At 57.2% G+C, this 20,838-nt stretch carries 18 protein-coding genes and 1 other annotated feature; of the genes, 3 read left to right on the top strand and 15 right to left on the bottom strand.

Annotation, left to right across the window (positions count from 1 at the left end):
* The 6 genes from pyrF to pyrR all read right to left on the bottom strand — a co-directional run bounded on the left by pyrF (position 1) and on the right by pyrR (position 8,173).
* Complete coding sequence (pyrF, locus tag O9H85_RS02165; RefSeq protein ID WP_269879818.1) at positions 1-690, bottom strand: orotidine-5'-phosphate decarboxylase; 690 nt, start codon at positions 688-690, stop codon at positions 1-3.
* 192 nt (positions 691-882) lie between these two features.
* On the bottom strand, positions 883-4,092 hold the full coding sequence (gene carB, locus O9H85_RS02160) for a carbamoyl-phosphate synthase large subunit (protein WP_269879625.1): 3,210 nt from the start codon (positions 4,090-4,092) through the stop codon (positions 883-885).
* Positions 4,079-5,254: a glutamine-hydrolyzing carbamoyl-phosphate synthase small subunit gene (carA, locus tag O9H85_RS02155; protein ID WP_269879624.1), complete on the bottom strand. Its 1,176-nt coding sequence runs from the start codon at positions 5,252-5,254 to the stop codon at positions 4,079-4,081. Before carA ends, carB begins: the two co-directional genes overlap by 14 nt.
* An 87-nt stretch (positions 5,255-5,341) precedes the next feature.
* Positions 5,342-6,628 (bottom strand): dihydroorotase, encoded by a 1,287-nt coding sequence (locus O9H85_RS02150; RefSeq protein WP_269879623.1) that lies wholly within the window; start codon positions 6,626-6,628, stop codon positions 5,342-5,344.
* Between the two features lie 94 nt (positions 6,629-6,722).
* Positions 6,723-7,631 carry an aspartate carbamoyltransferase catalytic subunit gene (locus O9H85_RS02145; RefSeq protein ID WP_269879622.1) on the bottom strand — a complete coding sequence of 303 codons (909 nt, stop codon included), beginning with the start codon at positions 7,629-7,631 and terminating at the stop codon, positions 6,723-6,725.
* Positions 7,628-8,173: a bifunctional pyr operon transcriptional regulator/uracil phosphoribosyltransferase PyrR gene (pyrR, locus tag O9H85_RS02140; RefSeq protein ID WP_409348093.1), complete on the bottom strand. Its 546-nt coding sequence runs from the start codon at positions 8,171-8,173 to the stop codon at positions 7,628-7,630. The genes O9H85_RS02145 and pyrR overlap by 4 nt, the downstream gene beginning before the upstream one ends.
* Positions 8,174-8,732: 559 nt before the next feature.
* Between pyrR and dapD the strand changes: the two genes are divergently transcribed.
* Both dapD and O9H85_RS02130 read left to right on the top strand, forming a co-directional pair.
* Entirely contained in the window at positions 8,733-9,446 is a 714-nt protein-coding gene (gene dapD / locus O9H85_RS02135) for a 2,3,4,5-tetrahydropyridine-2,6-dicarboxylate N-acetyltransferase (RefSeq protein WP_269879621.1), read from the top strand.
* 94 nt (positions 9,447-9,540) lie between these two features.
* The gene (locus O9H85_RS02130; RefSeq protein ID WP_269879816.1) at positions 9,541-10,689 is read left to right on the top strand and encodes an N-acetyldiaminopimelate deacetylase; all 1,149 of its coding nucleotides are present in this window, start codon (positions 9,541-9,543) and stop codon (positions 10,687-10,689) included.
* Here O9H85_RS02130 and O9H85_RS02125 read toward each other — a convergent pair.
* The 4 genes from O9H85_RS02125 to lspA all read right to left on the bottom strand — a co-directional run bounded on the left by O9H85_RS02125 (position 10,686) and on the right by lspA (position 14,320).
* Positions 10,686-10,820 carry a DUF2188 domain-containing protein gene (locus O9H85_RS02125; RefSeq protein WP_269879620.1) on the bottom strand — a complete coding sequence of 45 codons (135 nt, stop codon included), beginning with the start codon at positions 10,818-10,820 and terminating at the stop codon, positions 10,686-10,688. The genes O9H85_RS02130 and O9H85_RS02125 overlap by 4 nt on opposite strands.
* A gap of 825 nt (positions 10,821-11,645) precedes the next feature.
* Positions 11,646-12,800, bottom strand: coding sequence for an aminotransferase A (locus tag O9H85_RS02120; protein WP_269879815.1), 1,155 nt, complete (start codon positions 12,798-12,800; stop codon positions 11,646-11,648).
* A 25-nt stretch (positions 12,801-12,825) separates the two neighbouring features.
* Positions 12,826-13,794, bottom strand: a complete 969-nt coding sequence (locus O9H85_RS02115; protein WP_269879619.1) for an RluA family pseudouridine synthase — start codon at positions 13,792-13,794, stop codon at positions 12,826-12,828.
* Between the two features lie 22 nt (positions 13,795-13,816).
* Positions 13,817-14,320 carry a signal peptidase II gene (gene lspA / locus O9H85_RS02110; RefSeq protein WP_269879814.1) on the bottom strand — a complete coding sequence of 168 codons (504 nt, stop codon included), beginning with the start codon at positions 14,318-14,320 and terminating at the stop codon, positions 13,817-13,819.
* Positions 14,321-14,466: 146 nt separating this feature from the next.
* Here lspA and O9H85_RS02105 point away from each other — a divergent pair, with 146 nt between their 5' ends.
* Complete coding sequence (locus O9H85_RS02105; protein ID WP_269879618.1) at positions 14,467-15,222, top strand: TraR/DksA C4-type zinc finger protein; 756 nt, start codon at positions 14,467-14,469, stop codon at positions 15,220-15,222.
* A 29-nt stretch (positions 15,223-15,251) separates the two neighbouring features.
* On the opposite strand, the gene O9H85_RS02100 is transcribed toward O9H85_RS02105, so the two are convergent.
* The 5 genes from O9H85_RS02100 to O9H85_RS02080 form a co-directional block, all read right to left on the bottom strand.
* Positions 15,252-15,566, bottom strand: a complete 315-nt coding sequence (locus O9H85_RS02100) for a DUF5665 domain-containing protein (RefSeq protein WP_333474130.1) — start codon at positions 15,564-15,566, stop codon at positions 15,252-15,254.
* Between the two features lie 75 nt (positions 15,567-15,641).
* The gene (gene ileS / locus O9H85_RS02095) at positions 15,642-18,410 is read right to left on the bottom strand and encodes an isoleucine--tRNA ligase (protein WP_269879616.1); all 2,769 of its coding nucleotides are present in this window, start codon (positions 18,408-18,410) and stop codon (positions 15,642-15,644) included.
* Positions 18,411-18,805: 395 nt separating this feature from the next.
* Positions 18,806-19,054 (bottom strand) — a binding site (T-box leader).
* A gap of 109 nt (positions 19,055-19,163) precedes the next feature.
* On the bottom strand, positions 19,164-19,643 hold the full coding sequence (locus O9H85_RS02090) for a DivIVA domain-containing protein (RefSeq protein WP_269879615.1): 480 nt from the start codon (positions 19,641-19,643) through the stop codon (positions 19,164-19,166).
* Positions 19,644-19,758: 115 nt separating this feature from the next.
* A complete protein-coding gene (locus O9H85_RS02085; protein ID WP_269879613.1) occupies positions 19,759-20,541 on the bottom strand; it encodes a YlmH family RNA-binding protein in 783 nt (260 codons plus the stop codon).
* Positions 20,542-20,557: 16 nt separating this feature from the next.
* Positions 20,558-20,830 (bottom strand): YggT family protein, encoded by a 273-nt coding sequence (locus tag O9H85_RS02080; protein ID WP_269879612.1) that lies wholly within the window; start codon positions 20,828-20,830, stop codon positions 20,558-20,560.
* Positions 20,831-20,838 lie beyond the last annotated feature (8 nt).

Below are 20,838 nucleotides of genomic sequence, written 5' to 3'. Positions count from 1 at the left end.
TTAGATGGATGCGAGGATGGCCTCCAGAGCGGCCCTCGGGTTGTCAGCCGCCGTAATCGGCCGTCCGATGACCACATAGTCCGTACCCTGGGCGAAAGCCTCCGCCGGCGTCATGACGCGCGACTGGTCGCCGATTTCCGCGCCCGCAGGCCGGATCCCCGGCGTTACGGTCAGAAAAGCTTTCCCGCAGGCCTCTTTGATGCGCAGCACTTCCAGCGGGGAAGCGACAACACCGTCCAGACCGGCGCTTTGTGTCAGCCGGGCATATCGTTCGACCGCCTGCTCCACGCTCCCGCCTATGCCGATCTCGCCGTTCATGACGGCTTGGCTCGTGCTGGTCAGCTGCGTCACGCCGATCACGAGGGGCCGCTGACGCGATCCGCCGTTCAGCGCCTTGTCCACGCCTTCGAGGGCCGCTTCCATCATGTGCTTGCCCCCGGCCGCGTGAACGTTAAACATGTCGACGCCCAGCCGGGTAATGCTCTCCGCACCGCCTTTGACGGTATTGGGGATATCGTGCATCTTGAGATCGAGGAAGATCTTGTAGCCTCTTGCTTTGAGCTCCGCTACAAAGGCCGGCCCTGCGCTGTAAAACAGCTGCATTCCTACCTTCATCCAGCATGGGATGCCCTCCAAGGCTCGAACCAGCTTGTCAGCTTGCTCTGCAGCGGGATAATCCAGCGCCACCATGATCCGTGCTGCCGCTTCGGGCTTCAATGCCACAACAATCGCCTCCTGTATTCGGTTAAGTCGCCTAAGCATAGGATTAGCACAGGCTCCGCCTGCCGCGCAAGGCTTCCCCTTTCGAGGAACCCTCTGCCCGGCAAAGCTCCGGTCCTTGACGGACCGGAGCTGCGGATGCTGTGCTAAGGATGAATGGTATTAGTGATGTGCAGGCATCGGCGTGGATTGGAAGTAAATCGTCTCCAGCACGAGCAGCAGCGCTTTTACGGTATCCAGGGAGGTCATGCAGACCACGCCGTTCTCCACCGCTTCGCGGCGGATCCGGAAGCCGTCGCGCTCCGGCGTCTTGCCTTTGGTCAGCGTGTTCACTACGAAGTGCGCTTCGCCGTTACGGATCAGGTCGAGAATGTTCGGCGAGCCTTCGCTCAGCTTGTTCACGCGGGTTACGTTAAGCCCCGCTTCCTCGAGCGCTTTGGCCGTACCGCCGGTAGCGACGATCTTGTAGCCCAGCTTGCCGAAGCCGCGAAGAATCTCCGTTGCCTCCGCTTTGTCCTTGTCGGCTACCGTTGCGATGATCGCGCCTGTTGGCGGCACCTTCATGCCGGAGCCGATCAAGCCTTTGTAGAGCGCCTTCGCGAAGGTGAGGTCGCGGCCCATGACTTCGCCGGTCGATTTCATCTCCGGTCCGAGCGTCGTGTCTACTCGGCGCAGCTTGGCGAAGGAGAAGACCGGCACCTTCACGGAGACGTACTGTTCTTCCGGCCAAAGGCCCGTCTGGTAGCCCATGTCGCTCAGCTTCTCGCCCATGATGACGCGGGTGGCGACATTCGCCATCGGAATCTTCGTCACCTTGCTCAGGAAAGGTACGGTCCGCGAGGAGCGCGGATTGACCTCGATCACGTACACTTCGTCCTTATAGATGACGAACTGGATGTTGACGAGACCGACCACTTGGAGGCCGCGCGCGATTTTGGTCGTAATATCGATGATCTTCTGCTTCAGTTCTTCGGATACCGTCTGCGTCGGGTAAACCGCGATCGAGTCGCCGGAGTGAACGCCGGCCCGCTCGATATGCTCCATAATGCCCGGAATCAGCACCGTTTCCTTATCGCAGATCGCGTCGACCTCCACTTCCTTGCCGAGCATGTAGCGGTCGATCAGCACCGGATGCTCCGGATTGATCTTCACGGCGTACTCCATGTAGCTCAGGAGCTCTTCGTCGGAGTAGACGATCTCCATCGCCCGGCCGCCGAGGACATAAGACGGACGCACCAGCACCGGATACCCGAATCGGGAGGCCATGCCTGCCGCTTGATCGACGGATGTGACCGTGCCGCCCGGAGGCTGAGGCACGTTCAGCTCGCGCAGCAGCGCTTCGAACTTCTTGCGGTCCTCCGCCGCGTCGATGTTTTCGAGATCGGTACCCAGGATGCGAACGCCGGCTTTGGCCAGCGGAGCGGCCAGGTTGATCGCCGTTTGACCGCCGAACTGTACGATGACGCCGATCGGCTGCTCGCGCTCGATCACGTTCATGACATCCTCGAAGAACAGCGGCTCGAAGTACAAGCGGTCGGATGTATTGAAGTCCGTCGACACCGTCTCCGGGTTATTGTTGATAATGACTGCCTCGTAGCCTGCGGCTTGAATCGCCCACACGGCGTGCACCGTGGAGTAGTCGAATTCGATCCCTTGGCCGATCCGGATCGGACCGGAGCCAAGAACGACGACTTTCTGCTTCGACGTTTCTTTGACTTCGTCTTCCGTCTCGTAAGTCGAGTAGTAGTAAGGAGTCGAAGCCTCGAACTCGGCCGCGCACGTGTCTACCATTTTGTATACCGGCTTCAGGTTGAAGCCGAGCCGGTACGAGCGTACTTCCGCTTCGTCCGTGTGGCTCAGACCTGCCACCAGGCGGCGGATTTCCGCAATCGCACGGTCGGTGAATCCTTTGCGTTTCGCTTCGTAGAGCAGCTCCTGCGTCAGCTCGGCCGCTTGCAGCTCCTTCTCGAACAAGATGAGCCCTTCCAACTTATGCAGGAACCACCAGTCGACATTGGTCAGATCGTTGATCTGCTGCACGGTATAGCCGCGGCGTAGCGCTTCGGCGATCAGGAAGATCCGTTCGTCATCCGGCTTGGCGAGGCGCTGCTCCAGCGTCGCCTGGTCGAGACCTTCGGCATCCTTCAGGTACAAGCGGTGCACGCCGATTTCGAGCGAGCGGATCGCTTTGTGGATCGACTCCTCGAACGTACGGCCGATCGCCATCACTTCGCCGGTCGCCTTCATTTGCGTGCCGAGCTTGCGGTTCGCCGCCGTGAACTTGTCGAATGGCCAGCGTGGAATTTTCGATACGATATAGTCGAGCGTCGGCTCGAAGCAGGCATACGTTTGGCCCGTAACCGGGTTGACGATCTCGTCGAGCGTGTAGCCGATCGCGATCTTCGCCGCCATCTTGGCGATCGGGTAGCCCGTCGCTTTCGAGGCGAGCGCCGAAGAGCGGCTCACCCGCGGGTTCACTTCGATAACATAGTATTGGAAGCTGTGCGGATCGAGCGCGAACTGCACGTTGCAGCCGCCTTCGATGTTCAGCGCGCGAATGATCTTCAGCGAAGCCGAGCGCAGCATTTGGTATTCGCGGTCGGAGAGCGTCTGGCTCGGCGCAACGACGATGCTATCGCCCGTATGAACGCCTACCGGATCGAAGTTCTCCATGTTGCATACGACGATACAGTTATCGTTCGCGTCGCGCATCACTTCATATTCGACTTCCTTCATGCCCGCGATGCTCTTCTCGATCAAGCATTGGCCGATCGGGCTGTAGCGGATCCCGGAGGATACCGTCTCGAGCAGCTCCGCCTCGTTCGCGCAGATGCCGCCGCCCGTGCCGCCCAGCGTGTAGGCCGGACGAACGATGATCGGATAGCCGATCTCATTTGCAAAATCGACCGCTTCCTGCACTGTCGTCACGATTGTGCTATCCGGCACCGGCTGCTCCAGCTCGCGCATCAGCTCGCGGAACAGGTCGCGGTCCTCGGCTTTCTCGATCGCCGTCAGCTGGGTGCCGAGCAGCTTCACGTTCTCGCGCTCAAGCACGCCGGCACGGGCAAGCTCAACCGCCATATTCAGGCCTGTCTGGCCGCCAAGCGTAGGCAACAGTCCGTCCGGACGCTCCTGACGAATGATTTGCGTAACGAAGTCGAGCGTAATCGGCTCGATGTAGACTTTGTCGGCCATGTTCGTGTCCGTCATGATCGTGGCCGGGTTGCTGTTGATGAGGACGACTTCGAAGCCTTCTTCTTTCAAAGCCTGGCAAGCCTGCGTACCGGCATAGTCGAACTCGGCGGCTTGTCCGATAACAATCGGGCCGGAGCCGATCACGAGAATCTTCTTGAGTGTATTATTTTTCGGCATAGTGAAGTTCTCCTTTCGATACGTTTGCAGCCGCGTTCCGGCTTTGGTAAGCGGCGGCGATTTGAGCCTGCTTCGGTGCGGCGTGATGATTCGCTTTATGCTCCCGGATCATGTCAAGGAATTCGTCGAACAGGTAGCTCGAATCGAATGGGCCAGGAGCCGCCTCCGGATGATACTGCACGGAGAACGCCGGATATTTCTTGTGCCGCAGTCCTTCGATGGTGCGGTCGTTGTTGTTGATGTGCGTCACTTCCAGGTCCGTGCCTGCAATGGACTCCTCATTCACCGTGTAGCCGTGGTTTTGGGAGGTGATGTAGCAGCGGCCGGATTTCAGTTCCTTCACCGGGTGGTTGCCGCCGCGGTGGCCGAACTTCAGCTTCTCGGTATCCGCTCCGCCTGCAAGCGCGAACAGCTGATGACCGAGGCAGATGCCGAAGATCGGGAACTCACCGAGCAGCTCGGCGATCATTTTGGCTGCATGCGGTACATCCTTCGGGTCCCCAGGGCCGTTGGACAGCAGGATGCCGTCCGGCGCCAGGCGACGGATTTGATCTGCGGTCGCGTCTTGAGGGACAATCACTACATCGCAATTCCGCTTCGTCAGGTCGCGGAGAATTCCGCTTTTCGAACCAAAGTCCACGAGGACGATCCGCTCTCTTGTTCCCGGGCAGGCGAAGACGCTCTTCGTCGATACGCGGGACACTTGATCGGTCATCAGCGGCGCAGCCTTCAACTGCTCCAGAAGCTCTTCCACGCGCTTGTTCGATGTCGTCAGAATGCCCTTCATGACGCCTTGGTGGCGAATGCGGCGCGTCAGCATCCGGGTATCGATGCCGCTGATCCCGATGATGCCGTACTCCTTCAGCAGGCTGCCCAGCGAATATTCCGCTCTCCAGTTGCTGGGGACGTCCTCGTGCTCCCGTACCACAAATCCATGGATGAACGGCCGGATCGATTCGAAGTCGTCGCGGATGATGCCGTAGTTGCCGATCAGCGGGTACGTCATGGTTACGATTTGTCCGCAGTAGGACGGATCGGAGAGCACCTCTTGATAACCCGTGATCCCTGTATTAAAAACGACCTCGCCGACCGAGTCGCCTTCGCTTCCGAACGATTTGCCGGTAAACAACGTACCGTCTTCCAACAACAATCTTGCCTGCATGTTTGAGTCACTCCCTTTTCTGAAGTAAAACCTTATGTGATAGAACTAATGTTTTTTATGCTATGTCAGGGCGGCGATTCGCTTCGATTACTCGGACCACACCGTCTTGCCTTCCACCATCGTCAGCGTCGGCCAGCCCTTCAGCTTCCAGCCCGTGAACGGGGTGTTGCGGCCCTTCGAAGCGAACTCCTCCGGATCGACGGCCTTCTCCGTCTCCAGGTCGATCAGCGTCAGATCCGCGGCGGCGCCTTCCGCCAAGCGTCCCCATGGCAATCCGAACACTTCGGCCGGCGTCTTCGTCATCCGGTCTACGAGGAACTGCAGCGTCCATTGTCCGGTCGCGACGAACTTCGTATAGAGCAGCGGGAACGCCGTCTCGAAGCCGACGATGCCGAACGGAGCCAGCATAAGGCCGCGCGCTTTCTCTTCGGCGCTGTGCGGTGCATGGTCCGTTACGACCATGTCCAGAGTGCCGTCGACAAGCCCTTCGATGCAGGCCTGTACGTCACGCGGGGTACGCAGCGGCGGGTTCATTTTCCAATTCGCGTCGTCCACGCCCGGGATATCTTCGTCCGAGAGCAGCAGATGGTGCGGACAAACCTCCGCCGTTACTTTAATGCCGATCTGCTTCGCTTGGCGGATCAGCCGCACCGACTGCTCCGTGCTCACATGGCACACATGATAATGTACCCCGGTCGCTTCGGCCAGCAGAATATCCCGGCCGACATGAATCGCTTCGGATTCGTTCGGGATGCCTTTCAGCCCGTGCTTCTTCGCGAACGCGCCTTCCGTGACGGCCGCGCCTTCGACCAGCGTGTTATCTTCGCAGTGCGCGATGACCGGCAGCCCGATGGAAGCGGCCTTCGCCATCGCGTCCTTCATCATTTGCGCGCTCTGCACGCCGACTCCGTCGTCCGTGAAGCCGATGACGCCCGCTTCCTTCAGCGCCTCGAAATCCGTCAGCTCGCGGCCGAGCTCGTTCTTTGTGATGCAGCCGTAGGGCAGCACGCGCACGACGCCTTCGGTTTGCGCTTTATCCAGGACGTACTTGACCGTCTCTACCGTATCGATCACCGGGCGGGTGTTCGGCATGCAAGCGATCGTCGTGAAGCCGCCGCGCGCCGCCGACCGGGTGCCGGTCGCGATCGTTTCTTTATGCTCGAAGCCCGGCTCGCGCAGATGCACGTGCATGTCGATCAGACCGGCGGTCAACAGCTTGCCGTCCGCTTCGACGACCTCGTGGCCTGTCAAATCCGCACTGCCGCCGTCCGTTTCGATGATTCGGGAGATTTTTCCGTCTTCCACTAACACGTGCTTCTTCTCCAGCTCGTTGCCATCCTTAATGACGCTAGCATTTCTTATCCAAATTCCCATGGGAACCTCCGCTTCTCTTCATTTGTTGCTAATTTTCGTTTGCCGCTCCCGACGCTTCGGACCAGCGCTAATCTGCCACGCCTTCCTTGCCGTCCTAGCTCAGCGCCCGCTCGATTATAGCCATCCGGATCGGAACCCCGTTGCTCATCTGTCTGAAAATCTTCGATTTGGGGCTTTCCACCAATTCATCGTCGATTTCCACGCCGCGGTTCACCGGCGCCGGATGCATGATGATCGCATGCGGCTTCAGCATTCCGGCGCGTTCCACGGTCATCCCGTAGGAAGCTCTGTATTCCGCGGCGGAGCTAAGCAGCGTCCCCTCGTGCCGCTCGAGCTGCACGCGGAGCATCATGACGACGTCGGCCGTCAGCGCCTCGTCGATCGTGACATACGGCGCGTGCTCGGCGAGCTCCGGCGCCTGCATTCCCGGCGGCGCGCAGAAGCTCACCCGTGCGCCCAGCGTTTTCAGCGCCCACAGATTCGAGCGCGCCACGCGGCTGTGCTGGACATCGCCGACGATGGCGACGTGCAGGCCGCGAAACTCGCCGAATTGCTCCCGTATCGTATAAAGATCGAGCAGCGCCTGCGTCGGATGCTCGTTGTTGCCGTCGCCCGCATTGATCAGCGGGACCTTGATTTTGGAAGCCAGCTCGGCGAGCAGGCCGTTCGGCTTCAGCCGGATGACCCCCGCGTCGATGCCCATCGATTCCAGCGTGCGCACCGTATCGTAAATTGATTCGCCCTTCTGTACGCTGGAGACCGCCGCCGCGAAGTTCAGCACTTCCGCGCCCAGACGCTTCTCCGCCACCTCAAAGGAAAACCGTGTTCTCGTGCTGTTCTCGAAGAACATATTGGCTACGAATTTGCCCTGCAGCTGATTCGTTTTCTTCACCGGATGCTGCTCCCAATATCGTGCCCGATCCAGAATGGACTCCAGCTCGCCTGCGCTGAGTCCCTTCGTTCCAAGCAAATGCTTATCGTGCTGTATCTGAGCTTGTGTCATTCGCCCGTCCTCCTCTGTTGCGTAATCACGACTTGATCCGCTCCGTCCACCTCGCGCAGCAGCACTTCGATGCTCTCCAGCCGCGAGGTCGGCACGTTCTTGCCTACATAATCCGGCCGGATCGGAAGCTCCCGGTGTCCCCGGTCGACCAGTACGGCGAGCTGGATCATCTGCGGCCGCCCTTGATCCATCAGGGCATCCATCGCCGCCCGGACCGTGCGGCCGGTAAACAGCACGTCGTCGCACAGGATCAGCTTCTTGCCCTGCACCTGCAGCCTGCCTGCTTCCGCACCCGCGGCTTCTTCTCCGCTTCCCTTCGGTTCCAGGGAGCCGATGCGGTCGTCCCGGTACTTCGTCACGTCGATCTCGCCGACCGGGGCCGGAACGCCTTCAATTTCTTGGATCCGCTCCGCCACCCGGTCCGCGATATACACCCCGCGGGTGCGGATGCCGATCAGCATGCAGTTCTCGAACCCTTTATTGCGCTCCAGGATCTCATGAGCGATCCTTGTCAGCGCCCGCCTCATGGCGGTTTCATCCATAATGACATGCTCCGCTTGCTGCACCAAGACGCAACGTCCTCCTTCTGAGCTTCGGGGCTGGAACTAGTGTGAGGCTAACCAGGATAAACGGCTATGCCGTCCTTGTCTTACAAGGACCAGCACGTTTATCAAGGTTGATGCGAAGCTATAAGTTGCGAAAAACTTATAAATTCTTATCAACCGAAAAATGACCTTGCCGTATTCGGCAAGGTCTCGCGTACACCAGAGCAGAACAGGCTACCTGCTTGGACGCAGCCGACTTAAGCTTCTCGAGCCAAGCTGTGCGGCGTCCGGGTATACCCGTTCCATTCTTACGTTCACCTTGCCAGCCTCACGGGACTGATTTTAAAGGTGCTATTCAGTTACGAGCATTATCCCATGTCCGGCGGCCGATGTCAATAGGTGTCGATCAGGTATCGGCTTGCCCCTCCCAAGGATTGTGGAACCTGCAATTTTATGCTATAAAAGATGTAGTTCGTGAGTTGTCCGGTTGCTTGAAGCAAGAGGCGAAACGGTCCACGGCATGCCATAGTATAACCCGAAGGAGAGGAAAACCCTCATGTCGATTCAAATGAATACCGAAGAAGTCATCAACCTGATCAAGACCAGCAAGAAGAAAACTCCCGTTAAAGTATACGTTAAGGGCGATCTCGCCTCCGTCGATTTCGGAGCCGGCGTTCAATCGTTTATTTCCGGCAACAGCGGCGTCGTGTTCGGCGAATGGTCCGACATTCAAGCCGTGCTCGAAGCGAATAAAGGCGCCATCGAAGACTTCGTCGTCGAGAACGACCGCCGCAATTCGGCGATTCCTTTGCTCGACCTCAAAAACATCAATGCCCGCATCGAACCGGGCGCCGTCATCCGCGAGATGGTCGGCATCGGCGACAACGCGATCATCATGATGGGCGCGGTGATCAACATCGGCGCATCCATCGGCTCCGGCACCATGATCGACATGGGTGTCGTCATCGGCGGCCGCGTGCAAGTCGGCAATATGTGCCACATCGGCGCAGGCTCCGTCCTCGCAGGCGTCATCGAGCCGCCTTCCGCCCAGCCGGTTGTCGTAGAGGATGACGTGCTGATCGGCGCGAACGCCGTCGTACTGGAAGGCGTACGCATCGGCAAAGGCTCCGTGGTAGCCGCAGGCGCGGTTGTGGTTGAGGATGTGCCGGAATACACGGTCGTAGCTGGTACGCCGGCCCGCGTCATCAAGAAAGTCGACGACAAAACGAAATCCAAAACCGAAATTTTGAAAGACCTTCGCACACTGTAATTTCCGTTACGTTAGCAAAACAAAGGCTCGGCAGCCCGCCGGGCCTTTCGTGTATACCTTTTCCGCCGCAAACAAAAAGGAGGCTTTACTCTTGATGTCCGTACAAGCCATAAGCTCGTTCGCCGCTATCCGCCGGCAGCTTCACCAAATTCCGGAGCCGGGCTTCCAGGAATTCAAAACCCAGCGCTTCCTGCTGGATTACTTCGCTTCCCTGCCCCAAGAGCGCATCGAGGTCCGCACGTGGCGGACCGGCATTCTCGTGAATGTGCGGGGCACGAACCCGCAGCGCCGTTACGGCTACCGGGCCGATATGGACGGTCTGCCTATCGCCGAGGACACCGGCTATGATTTCCGCTCGACGCATCCCGGCTTCATGCACGCATGCGGCCACGATCTGCATATGTCCATCGGTCTAGGCGTACTGACGCATTTCGCCGCGAATCCGATCCGGGACGACCTGACCTTCATCTTCCAGCCTGCGGAAGAGGGTCCAGGGGGGGCCAAGCCGATGCTGGAGGCGGAAGAGCTGCGGGACTGGATGCCGGACGAAATCTTCGCTCTGCATATCGCTCCGGAATATCCGGTAGGGACGATCGCAACGAAGCCCGGCATCCTGTTCGCCAACACGTCCGAGCTGTTCATCGACCTGAAAGGCAAAGGCGGACATGCCGCTTTCCCTCATAACGCCAATGATATGGTGATCGCCGCTTGCCAGTTGGTCGGCCAGCTGCAGACGGTTATTTCGCGCAACGTGAACCCGCTCGACTCCGCTGTCATTACGATCGGCAAGATCGAGGGCGGCACGAAACAGAACATTATCGCCGAGAACGCTCGCCTCGAAGGCACCATCCGTACGCTGTCCGCCGAGACGATGAGCCTCGTGAAGTCACGGATCGAAGCGCTTGTTCAAGGCATTGAAGCCGGGTTCGGCTGCCGGGCCTCGATCGACTACGGCTCCAACTACCGCCAGGTGTTTAACGAAGCAAAGCTGACCGGCGAATTCATGGATTGGATCCGGGGCACGCAGCAGGACCGGGTGCAGTTGATCGAATGCACGGAAGCGATGACCGGAGAGGACTTCGGCTATTTTCTGGAGGATATCCCCGGCTTCATGTTCTGGCTTGGCGTCAATACGCCGTACGGCTTGCATCATGCGAAGCTGGAGCCGGACGAAGCGGCGATTGACGTCGCCATCGGCCTGCTGTCCCGCTTCCTGACCTGGAAGTCGGAACAGCCGGTTTAACTGTACCGGTGCGATGTCTGCACCTTACCGTCCTTGCGGTGAATAATGGCGCTCGTACCGGCCTCGGAAGCCCATTCCTTGGTCTTGCGGGTTGCCTTTTCTTTTTGCACCCGACAGCTATCGCGGCTCATCCTTCCCTTCTTCCTTAACCGCCCAGCCCTCTTCGTCAGGCACGACATGGAGAGGGAACCTGGCGCGGCTCCTCTGACCGGCGTGCGTTTCGAGCTCATGCTCGCTGTGGCCGTGCTCCGGATGGTTCTCGTCTCACTCCTCGGCCTTGGCGGTTGCGATCGCAATCGCCCGGCCTTCCTCTTACCCGTCATCCAGCAGAGCGTTGGCAATCTCGACCGCCTTGTTCCGCACCCATGCCTCCAGGTTTTTCATGGATGGCGGGTAATCATTCTTTGTCCATGGCATCGTTCGCTTCCTCCATTTCTAAAGAATCCTCTGAAGAATCGGGCTTGATAGCCCCAGGCTGTTGGTTAGTGAACCCAAGATCATTTGTAGTGAACCTCGGGTCGCTAAACTCCAGGCTGCGGACGGTATACTGCGCTGTAGTGAACTTCCGGGCCATTTGGAGGAACCTGGGTTAACTTGTAGAGACCGGTGGTTCACTATGACCCTCTTATGCTGCGTATCTACCGTGTTTAGTGAACCCAAGATCACTTGTAGTGAACCTCGGGTCGCTAAACTCCACACTACGGACGGTGTGTCGTACATAGTGGACTTCCGGGCCATTTGGAGGTACTCGGTATCCCGGGGAGGCCCCCCTCCGGCCTCTGCTGCTATCGCTCCTGCAGGGGATAGCCTGCCCACCACCTTTTGCATTGTTCTGCATATCCGGGTCTCTTGTCCATCTCGGGCTTGATAGCCCATTGGCCTATAAGTCTCTTATCCCTTCCGTTGTACACAAAGAAAAGCTCTGCCCCTTTTAACAAGGAACAGAGCTCTTCTTTTTACAATCGTCCGACAAAACGCTCCAACCGCTCCATCGCTTTCTCCAGGTTGTCCACGGAATAAGCGTAGGAAATCCGGATAAAGCCTTCCCCGTATTCGGAAAACGCATCACCCGGCACGACCGCCACCTTCTCGGTCTCCAGCAGCTTCAGCGTGAATTCCATTGATGAGAGGCCGAACCGCTCGATCGACGGGAACAAGTAGAACGCGCCCTCCGGCTTGTCCAGCTCGAAGCCCATCGATGTCAGCCGCTCATAGACGAAATCGCGGCGCTTGATATATTCCGCTTTCATCGGCAGCGCGTCGTCGATCCCCGCGGTGAGCGCTTCAATCGCTGCGTATTGGCTGATCGAGCTGGCACAGGTGACATTGTATTGATGCACCTTCACCATATGCTGCGTTAAATAAGCGGGAGCAAGCGTGAAACCGATGCGCCAGCCCGTCATGGAATGCGACTTGGACAAGCCATTGATAACGATCGTTTTGTCCCGCATGCCCGGGAGGGCCGCAATGGAACGGTGCTCTCCATCGTAGATCAGCTCGCTGTAGATCTCATCGGAGATCACGAATACATTACGTGAAACGAGCAAATCGGCGATTCCCTTCAGCTCGTCCTCCGCCAAGACGCGCCCCGTCGGATTGGACGGATAGCAGAGAAGGACGGCCCGCGTCCGCACCGTCAGCAGCGGCTCCAGCAGCTCCGCCGTCAGCTTGAATCCGGTCCGGCGCGTATCGGCGTACACCGGCACACCGCCACACAGCTTCACCAGCGGCTCGTATCCCGGGTAAATCGGACCCGGAAGGATGACTTCGCTGCCCTCCGTCAAGATCGTCCGGAGCGTAATATCGAGCGCCTGGCTTGCGCCGGCCGTGACGATGATTTCATCCGTGCCGCCATAACGGAGGCCGTATTTCTTCTCCACGAACTGCGAAGCGGCCTGCCGCAGCTCCGGCAGCCCCGGATTGGGCGTATACGTCGTGCGATGCTCGGCGATCGCCCGTTCGCCCGCCCGGAGAATGTGCTCCGGCGTCGGAAAATCCGGCTGTCCGATCGTCAGCGTAACCGCATCATTGTACTGGCTTACCAGGTTTGAAATTTTGCGTATCCCCGAAATCTGTATATCCGTCACCCGCGGATTGATCAAATGCTCCAGCTCTCCCATTAGGCATTCCTCTTCCCTAGCGTGTTTTCAATGCTTCCAGAAGCTTCGTCATGTCCTCCGGAAGCGCCGCCTCGAACTGCAGGATTTCGCCGGTCCGGGGATGCTCAAAGCCCAGCACCGCGGCATGAAGCGCCTGCCCCTTCATCGTAATCCCTCTCTCTCGAGTCAGGCCGTAAGCCGGGTCTCCGACCAGCGGATGTCCGATAAACTTCATGTGCACCCGAATTTGGTGCGTCCGGCCGGTCTCCAGCTTCAGCTCCATCAGCGTATAATCCCCCAGCCGCTCCAGCACGACAAAATGCGTCACCGCATGCTTGCTATTGCGTTCGGTTACCGTATAGAGCTTGCGGTCCTTTGGATCCCGCCCGATTGGGGCATCAACCGTCCCGTTATCGTGCGGCACGTTGCCGTGCACCAGCGCGATATATTTCCGGTTGACCGAGTGGGCCTTCAGCTGCTCCGTCAACGAGGCATGGGCCAGATCGTTCTTCGCCGCCATCAGAAGGCCGGAAGTATCCTTATCGATCCGGTGAACGATCCCCGGGCGCATCACGCCGTTGATCCCGGATAAATCGTTGCAGTGGTACATTAAACCGTTCACCAGCGTGCCGCTGTAGTGCCCTGGGGCCGGATGGACAACGAGCCCGCGAGGCTTGTTCACGACGATCACGTCGGAATCCTCATAGACGATATTCAGCGGTATAGGCTCTGGCGTTATATCCAACGTTTCCGGCTCCGGAATCACCAGCTCCAGCCGGTCCGAATCGTTCAGCTTGTAATTCGGCTTTACCGACTGACCGTTGACCGTGACGCAGCCATCCTTGATCCACTGCTGAACCTGAGTACGCGAGATTTCTTCCTCCATCGCCTCGGTAATGAATTTATCGATCCGCTCTCCGGCATCCTCCGCCACGGCCACCCATTCCAGGCGGTCCTCCAGCTCGGGCTCCGAAACGGAATTTCGTTCGGTGTCCTGTTCATTCATGCTTCAACAAAACCCCGCTTTCTTATTTGGCCTCGCTTGCTTGCTTCGCTTCCTTGCGCCAGCTGATGAGCGAGTCTACGAAGATCAGAATGACGCCGACCACGATGGACGAATCCGCCACGTTAAAGATCGGGTAAGTGTAATCGACAGCCGTACCGAACCATTGGAACTGAAAACGCAACTGCAGGAAATCGACGACTTCCCCGAACAGCGCACGATCAATGAAATTGCCGAGTGCACCACCTAATACCAAGCTGAGAGCGAAAGGCAGGAGACGCTTGCCTTCTTTTACCGTCTTGCTTAAATACCAGACGATGCCGGCCGCTACAGCCAGGGTGATGACGACGAAAAACCACCGCTGATTTTGCAAAATGCCGAAGGCGGCGCCGCGGTTGCGGTGGGATGTGATTTGGAAAAACTCGCCGATAACGGATCGGGACTCTCCAAGCAGCAGCCGGTTAACGATTACCCATTTGGTCACTTGATCGAGCAGCAGAATAATCAGTGAATAGATATAATATCTCAACATCTTTTGGCTCCTCCGAGTAGATTGTTGGCAAGGCCAACCTAACGTCGTTCGTTTCCAGCAATACAAGCATTTTCCTAGTTAAAATCCGCGGCTTCCGCAAAAAATAGAAGCACTTACGCATCATGACAAGGAGGCGTCCGTTCATGACGAACCATCCGCAATCGAGCCTCAGCGCCGATCAGCTGCAGCGGCTCACCGGCATTCTTCGCGAAGAAAAAAAATGGCTCGAAGAGCATTTGAACGATAACGAGCATATGGGGCTCGGCGATTCCCAGCGGGTCCAAACCGGCGAATTGTCGGCTTACGATAATCATCCCGCAGATCTTGGAACCGAAACCTACGAACGCGGCAAAGATATCGCCCTACTCGAGAATGCCGAACGCCATCTGACCGACATCGACGAAGCGCTGGCCCGAATCGAGGACCATTCGTACGGCACCTGCAGAACCTGCGGCAAGGCCATCCCCTATGAACGTCTACAAGCGGTCCCGACGACCGCCTACTGCGTCGAGCACGTACCGGATCCGCATTCCTCCGACCGCCGCCCGGTCGAGGAGGAGGTGCTTGCGCCGCCGTTCGGACGTACGAGTCTCGATGAACTCGACGACCAAAACCAGTTCGACGGCGAAGACGCCTGGCAGATTGTCGAGAGCTGGGGCTCGTCCAATTCGCCTGCCATGGCTGAGAACCCGAACGTCTCCAACCATTACAACGAGATGGAAATCGAAGCCGACGAGAACGACGGGTATGTCGAAGCGTTCGAGAGCTTCGTCGCCACCGACATGTACGGACAGCGCGTTTCCGTTGTCCGCAATCAAGCCTACCGCGACTACTTGCGCGGCGGTGAAGGGGACGGATTATTGGAGCCCGACGAACTGCTTGAGGATCGGTACGACTGACCGTCTGCGGGCAGCTGTGGCCGTCCGGGCTAATATCCGCGGTATTCGAGCTGGCGCTGAACATGCTGCACGATATCCGCGATATAGCTTCCGATGATCGGCAGATTCAGCGCCCCGATAGCCTTCAGGATATACACAATGGTCGAGGCGAAGAACGTAAAGCCGATAGCAATGCCCACGCCCCTGGAAATTCCTGTAATGAGGTTAATCCAAATCAGCCGGATCGGCTGGTTCATGAGGGCGATATAATCCGCGATCTGCGCCCGCTCGATATTCGCCGCAATTTCATTTACTTTCTTCTGAATATGGCCAAGCTGCTTTTCGTGATTCGGATGCTGCTCCACTTTCGGTTCCCTCCAAATCATAACATAACGAGCTGTTCCATAGCATTATCTCTATGGAAGAGCTCGTTACTCTTTTTATACCGCAGCCGTAGCTTTAATTACACTAGCGCACCGTTTGCACAGTGTCGGATGCTCGGCGTCATGACCGACTTCCAGCGTGACGATCCAGCAGCGTTCGCATTTGTCTCCCTCGGCAACCGCCACCTTCACGGCAACGCCATGGAATGCGTGAGCATCCTCCGGTGCCTTCGTGCCTGCAGGATGAACCTCCAGGGCCGAAACGATGAACAGCTGATCCAACTGGTCGAACCCTTTAAGCAGCTCCGCCGTCGCCTCGGATGGATACAAGTGCACCGCCGCGCTCAGCGAATTGCCGATCAGCTTGCTCTTGCGTGCTTCCTCCAATGCTTTCAGCACATCGTCCCGAAGCGTGATGAAGGCATCCCACTTCGTTTCCAGCGCCTCGTCGAACAGACGGCTGTCGACTTCCGGCAGCTCTGCGATTTGCACGCTCGGCAGCGCCGTTCCCGGGATATAATTCCATACCTCGTCGGCCGTATGCGGCAGAATCGGGGCAATTAGTTTAGTTATTGCCGTCAGCGCGTCATATAATACGGTTTGCGCCGCTTTGCGGGCTCCGTCTTCCGCCGCATTGGCGTAGAGGCGATCCTTCAGGATATCCAGATAGAATGCGCTCAGCTCCACCGCGCAGAAATGATGCACCGCTTGATATACGACATGGAACTCGTAAGCGTCGTATGCTTTGATGACCCGATCGGTCATCCGGTGCAGACGCAGCAGCGCGAAGCGGTCGAGCTCGCTCATGCTTTGTACCGCAACGCGGTCCTTGGCCGGATCGAAGTCGGACAAATTCCCGAGGAGGAAACGCAGCGTATTGCGGATTTTGCGGTACACCTCGGTAATCTGGTTCAGGATGTTATCCGAGATCCGCACGTCGGACTGATAATCCACCGAAGATACCCACAAGCGAAGAATATCGGCTCCCAGTTTGTCGCACACCTTGTTCGGATCGATCGTGTTGCCGAGCGATTTGGACATTTTGCGGCCTTCTCCGTCAAGCGTGAAGCCATGGCTCAGAATGCCTTTGTAGGGCGCCTCGCCCTTGACGGCCACGCCGGTGATGAGAGAAGAGTTGAACCATCCGCGATATTGGTCCGAGCCTTCAAGATACAGGTCGGCCGGCCACTGCAGATCGTCCCTGGAATCTAGCACGGCCACATGGCTGGAGCCGGAGTCGAACCATACATCCATAATATCCGTTTCCTTGCGGAAATGATCGTGTCCGCATTTCGGGCATACCGTTCCTGCAGGCACCAGCTCCGATTCGCTGCGGAGGAACCAGGCGTTGGAGCCTTCCTCCTCAAAAATGCGGGCTACATGCTCGACCGTATCCTGATTGACTACCGGCTCATTGCAGCTGCGGCAGTAAAAGATCGGGATCGGAACGCCCCAAGCACGCTGCCGGGAAATACACCAGTCTCCCCGGTCGGCGATCATGTTGTGCAGGCGCGTCTCGCCCCACTCCGGCGTCCAGTCGATGCGCTTAATTTCATCCAGCATCGCCTGGCGGAATTTATCCACCGAAGCAAACCACTGTTCCGTCGCCCGGAAAATAACCGGCTTCTTCGTCCGCCAATCGTGCGGGTATTGATGCTGGATCGTGTTCATGTGCAGCAGATGGCCCGACTCCTGAAGCTTATCGGTAATGATTTTGTTGCCCTTCTCATAGAACAAGCCTTCGAAGCCCGGAGCCTCCGCCGTGAAATGGCCTTGATCGTCCACAGGGCACAATACGCCGAGGTTATATTTCTGGCCAATCACGAAGTCGTCTTCCCCGTGGCCAGGCGCAGTATGCACGCAGCCCGTACCGGCCTCCAGCGTCACATGCTCGCCGACCATCACCAGCGAGGTCCGGTCATAGAACGGGTGCTTGCAGACCACGTACTCCAGCTCGCTGCCTTTGACCGTCGACAGCACTTTTACGTCCGTCCAGCCGATTTCCTTCGAAGCGGCTTCCAGCAGCCCTTGCGCCAGCACATATTTTTTGCCGGACGCCTCCACTACCGCATAGTCGAAATCCGGATGAATCGAGATCCCGAGGTTGGCGGGAAGCGTCCATGGCGTCGTCGTCCAGATGACGATCGAAGCGTCCTCCGGCAGCTTGCCCTTGCCGTCCTGTACCTGGAAAGCTACGTAGATTGACGTCGACGTTTTGTCCTTATATTCGATTTCCGCTTCCGCCAAGGCGCTCTCCGAGGAAGGAGACCAATACACCGGCTTCAACCCTTTATAAATATAACCTTTATTCACCATGCTTCCGAACACGCGAATTTGCTGCGCCTCGTATTTCGGCAGGAGGGTGATATACGGATTGTTCCAATCGCCGCGAATGCCGAGCCGCTTGAACTGCTTCTTCTGCTTCTCCACCCATTCGAGCGCATACGCTTTGCAGTAGTCCCGGAATTCCGGCACACTCATTTTCTTGCGATCGACCTTGCCGCTGTTGGCGATCGCCTGCTCGATCGGCAGCCCGTGCGTATCCCATCCGGGAACGTAAGGGGCGTCGTAGCCCTGCATCGTTTTGAAGCGAACGATCATGTCCTTAAGAATTTTGTTCAGCGCGTGGCCGATATGAATATCGCCGTTAGCATAAGGCGGGCCGTCGTGCAAAATAAATTTCGGCTTCCCTTGACGGCTCTTCTGCACTTGCGCGTAAATGTCGCTTTGCTCCCACTGCTCCTGCATCTTCGGCTCGGCCTGCGGCAGGTTGCCGCGCATCGGGAAGTCCGTCTGAAGCAGGTTTAACGTTTTACCGTAATCCATCGATCCATCCACTCCTTTAATTCGTGCGCCTGTTTCACTAATCCAGGATAAACTGCTACGCCGTCCAGGCTGCCCTAGAAATCCATGAATGGAGAAATCTGCCTTGGTACTCCGGTGGGGTATCCCCTTCCGGCCGCTGTTGTTATCGGAAAATTTTCAATTTATTCGCTATGCAGCGGTCATTTTCCGATAACAAAGGCGGACGCTATCGCTCCTACAGGGGATACCCCACCTACCACCTTTGCATTTTTCTACTTATCCGGGTTTCTCGTCAATCTGGACGGCTATGCCGTCCTTGTCTTACAAGGACCAGCGCGTTTATCAAGATTAATGCGAAGCTATAAGCCTTCGAAAACTTATAAATTCTTATCAATCAAAAAAGACCTCTCATCCCCAAAAGGGACGAGAAGTCTCGCGGTACCACCCTAGTTAAGATCCTCCGTGCGTGCCTGGGCCAGCGTTCCGTGGGGATCTTCGCTCTATCGACCGATAACGGGGTCATCCGATGCTCTTTACTTCTCCTCGCGGGGTTCAAGAGATGCTCGAGGGTGATGTTCCGATGCGGTTGAAGTCCGGGCTTTCACCATCTCCCCGGCTCGCTGGCCCCAACTGTGCATTGTACTTGTCCCTGTCAACGCTTTGATGCTTTATGAACTCATAGAGGAGTATAGCGAAAAAGCAAGCCCGAGTCAAGGAACGGACGAGCCCCTTTCTTTCACTCCACTTAGGTCCGGCCGAAGCTCCCAGCCCTTATTATGGCTGCTCGACTCCCGATCGCTCGAGTGATGTCCAATCCTCTTTGCTTAACAGCTCCAGCTGCGCTTCGATCAAAGTGCGGAAGCGCGTGCGGTAAATGGAAGCCTGCTTCTTGAGCTCTTCGATCTCGACGGCTACCTTGCGGGATTTCACAAGCGATTCGTTGATAATCCGATCCGCGTTCTTCTCCGCTTCCTTGATAATCAGCTGCGCTTCCTTCTTCGCATTGGTTTTCACTTCATCGGCCGCTTCCTGGGCTACGATGATCGTCTTGCTTAACGTCTCTTCGATATTCGCAAAATGATCCAGCCGCTCCTGAATCGCATTCAGCTGATTTTGCAGCTCTTTATTTTCGCGGATCAGCGCCTCGTAATCTTTGATCACCTGATCGAGGAATTCGTTGACCTGATCCTCATCATAACCTCGAAACGAACGGCTGAATTCTTTATTATGTATATCGAGCGGTGTTAATGCCATAGCTGCACCTCCGGCGAATTTTGCAAACGGCAGATTCGGATCGTTTCTTATGCGTAATCCTATATTCGACATGACCCTGCATATTCCTGCATACGAAAACAAAAAAATCGGCCATTCAAATGAATTTGCCGACTTTTAAGCGGTACCTGCCTTTTTTCGTCTGACCTTCGAGCTCAAGGACCTTAAACCGGCCGAAGCCTTGTAGCGATACGACATCACCTTCGCGCAGCGGCTTGCTCGGATCCTCTTCCTGCTTCCAGTTCACCTTGCAGCGGCCGGCCTTGATCGGAATAAGCACCTTGGCCCGGCTCAGATGGTAAACGTCGCTGACGATGCCGTCCAGACGCAATGACGCGACGGATAGACTCATCTCGTCCAGCTTCTGCTCGGACGCTTGAAGCCGGTCCAGGGGCAGCAGCTCCGTCGTCACATGAACCCGATGCACCTGGGTCAAGTTGAGGCGCATATAGTCGGCTACCTCGGTCGCTACGAGAAAATGGCAGCCCTCATCGCGTACATGGATATCGCCGATTTTGTCGCGCTTGATTCCAAGTCCCAGAATAGCCCCCATATAATCGCCATGGTCCAGCTCGCTTAGCTTCTCATCCGGAGAGGTGACCTCAATGAGCGAGATGCCCATCTCCTCATCGTCCAGCACCCGGTAATCCGGTGCGATTAGAGCCCGCTTCCGTTCCGCCCGGGGATGTCCGCCCTCGAACCGTACCTGCACATCCCGCCCACGCTGCACCAGCGACATCAGAATAAAGGCCTGCCGCGGATCCAGGAAGTCCGTCAGCTTCGCGGAATGCTCTTCGGCCCGCTGCACCCATTCGGCCGCCTTGTCCACGAACCGATGCTCGTCCGGATGGAAATGACCGTATAACTGCTCATGACTCACCAAGCATCACCCGTTGTTATGGAATAATGAATCGGACTACGGCTATGATGCCTTCTCCTACAAACCGCAGCGCTATCAACGCAACGATCGGGGAAATATCGATCATGCCTCCGATCGGCGGTATAAAGCGGCGGAAAACACCAAGATAAGGTTCGCACAGCTTGCCGAGCATTTCTCCGATAAAGCTGTCTCTCGCGCTAGGCAGCCAGGAGAGCAGCACGTAGGCGATGATGACGTATTGGTAAATATCGATCAGTGTCCTAATGTAGCCTTCAATCAAGCTGTTCACCTCGTCTA

The organism is Paenibacillus gyeongsangnamensis (assembly GCF_027533625.1).
Classification (GTDB): domain Bacteria; phylum Bacillota; class Bacilli; order Paenibacillales; family NBRC-103111; genus Paenibacillus_G; species Paenibacillus_G gyeongsangnamensis.
Note: the sequence above shows the minus strand (reverse complement) of the source record. Positions and strands in the feature narration are given on the sequence as shown.

Excerpts from the sequence above, each read along its gene's own strand:
- pyrF (WP_269879818.1), bottom strand. The coding sequence starts at position 690 with ATGGTGGCGCTGGATTATCCCGCTGCAGAGCAAGCTGACAAGCTGGTT.
- carB (WP_269879625.1), bottom strand. The coding sequence starts at position 4,092 with ATGCCGAAAAATAATACACTCAAGAAGATTCTCGTGATCGGCTCCGGC.
- carA (WP_269879624.1), bottom strand. The coding sequence starts at position 5,254 with ATGCAGGCAAGATTGTTGTTGGAAGACGGTACGTTGTTTACCGGCAAA.
- O9H85_RS02150 (WP_269879623.1), bottom strand. The coding sequence starts at position 6,628 with ATGGGAATTTGGATAAGAAATGCTAGCGTCATTAAGGATGGCAACGAG.
- O9H85_RS02145 (WP_269879622.1), bottom strand. The coding sequence starts at position 7,631 with ATGACACAAGCTCAGATACAGCACGATAAGCATTTGCTTGGAACGAAG.
- pyrR (WP_409348093.1), bottom strand. The coding sequence starts at position 8,173 with ATGGATGAAACCGCCATGAGGCGGGCGCTGACAAGGATCGCTCATGAG.
- dapD (WP_269879621.1), top strand. The coding sequence starts at position 8,733 with ATGTCGATTCAAATGAATACCGAAGAAGTCATCAACCTGATCAAGACC.
- O9H85_RS02130 (WP_269879816.1), top strand. The coding sequence starts at position 9,541 with ATGTCCGTACAAGCCATAAGCTCGTTCGCCGCTATCCGCCGGCAGCTT.
- O9H85_RS02125 (WP_269879620.1), bottom strand. The coding sequence starts at position 10,820 with ATGAGCCGCGATAGCTGTCGGGTGCAAAAAGAAAAGGCAACCCGCAAG.
- O9H85_RS02115 (WP_269879619.1), bottom strand. The coding sequence starts at position 13,794 with ATGAATGAACAGGACACCGAACGAAATTCCGTTTCGGAGCCCGAGCTG.
- O9H85_RS02105 (WP_269879618.1), top strand. The coding sequence starts at position 14,467 with ATGACGAACCATCCGCAATCGAGCCTCAGCGCCGATCAGCTGCAGCGG.
- ileS (WP_269879616.1), bottom strand. The coding sequence starts at position 18,410 with ATGGATTACGGTAAAACGTTAAACCTGCTTCAGACGGACTTCCCGATG.
- O9H85_RS02090 (WP_269879615.1), bottom strand. The coding sequence starts at position 19,643 with ATGGCATTAACACCGCTCGATATACATAATAAAGAATTCAGCCGTTCG.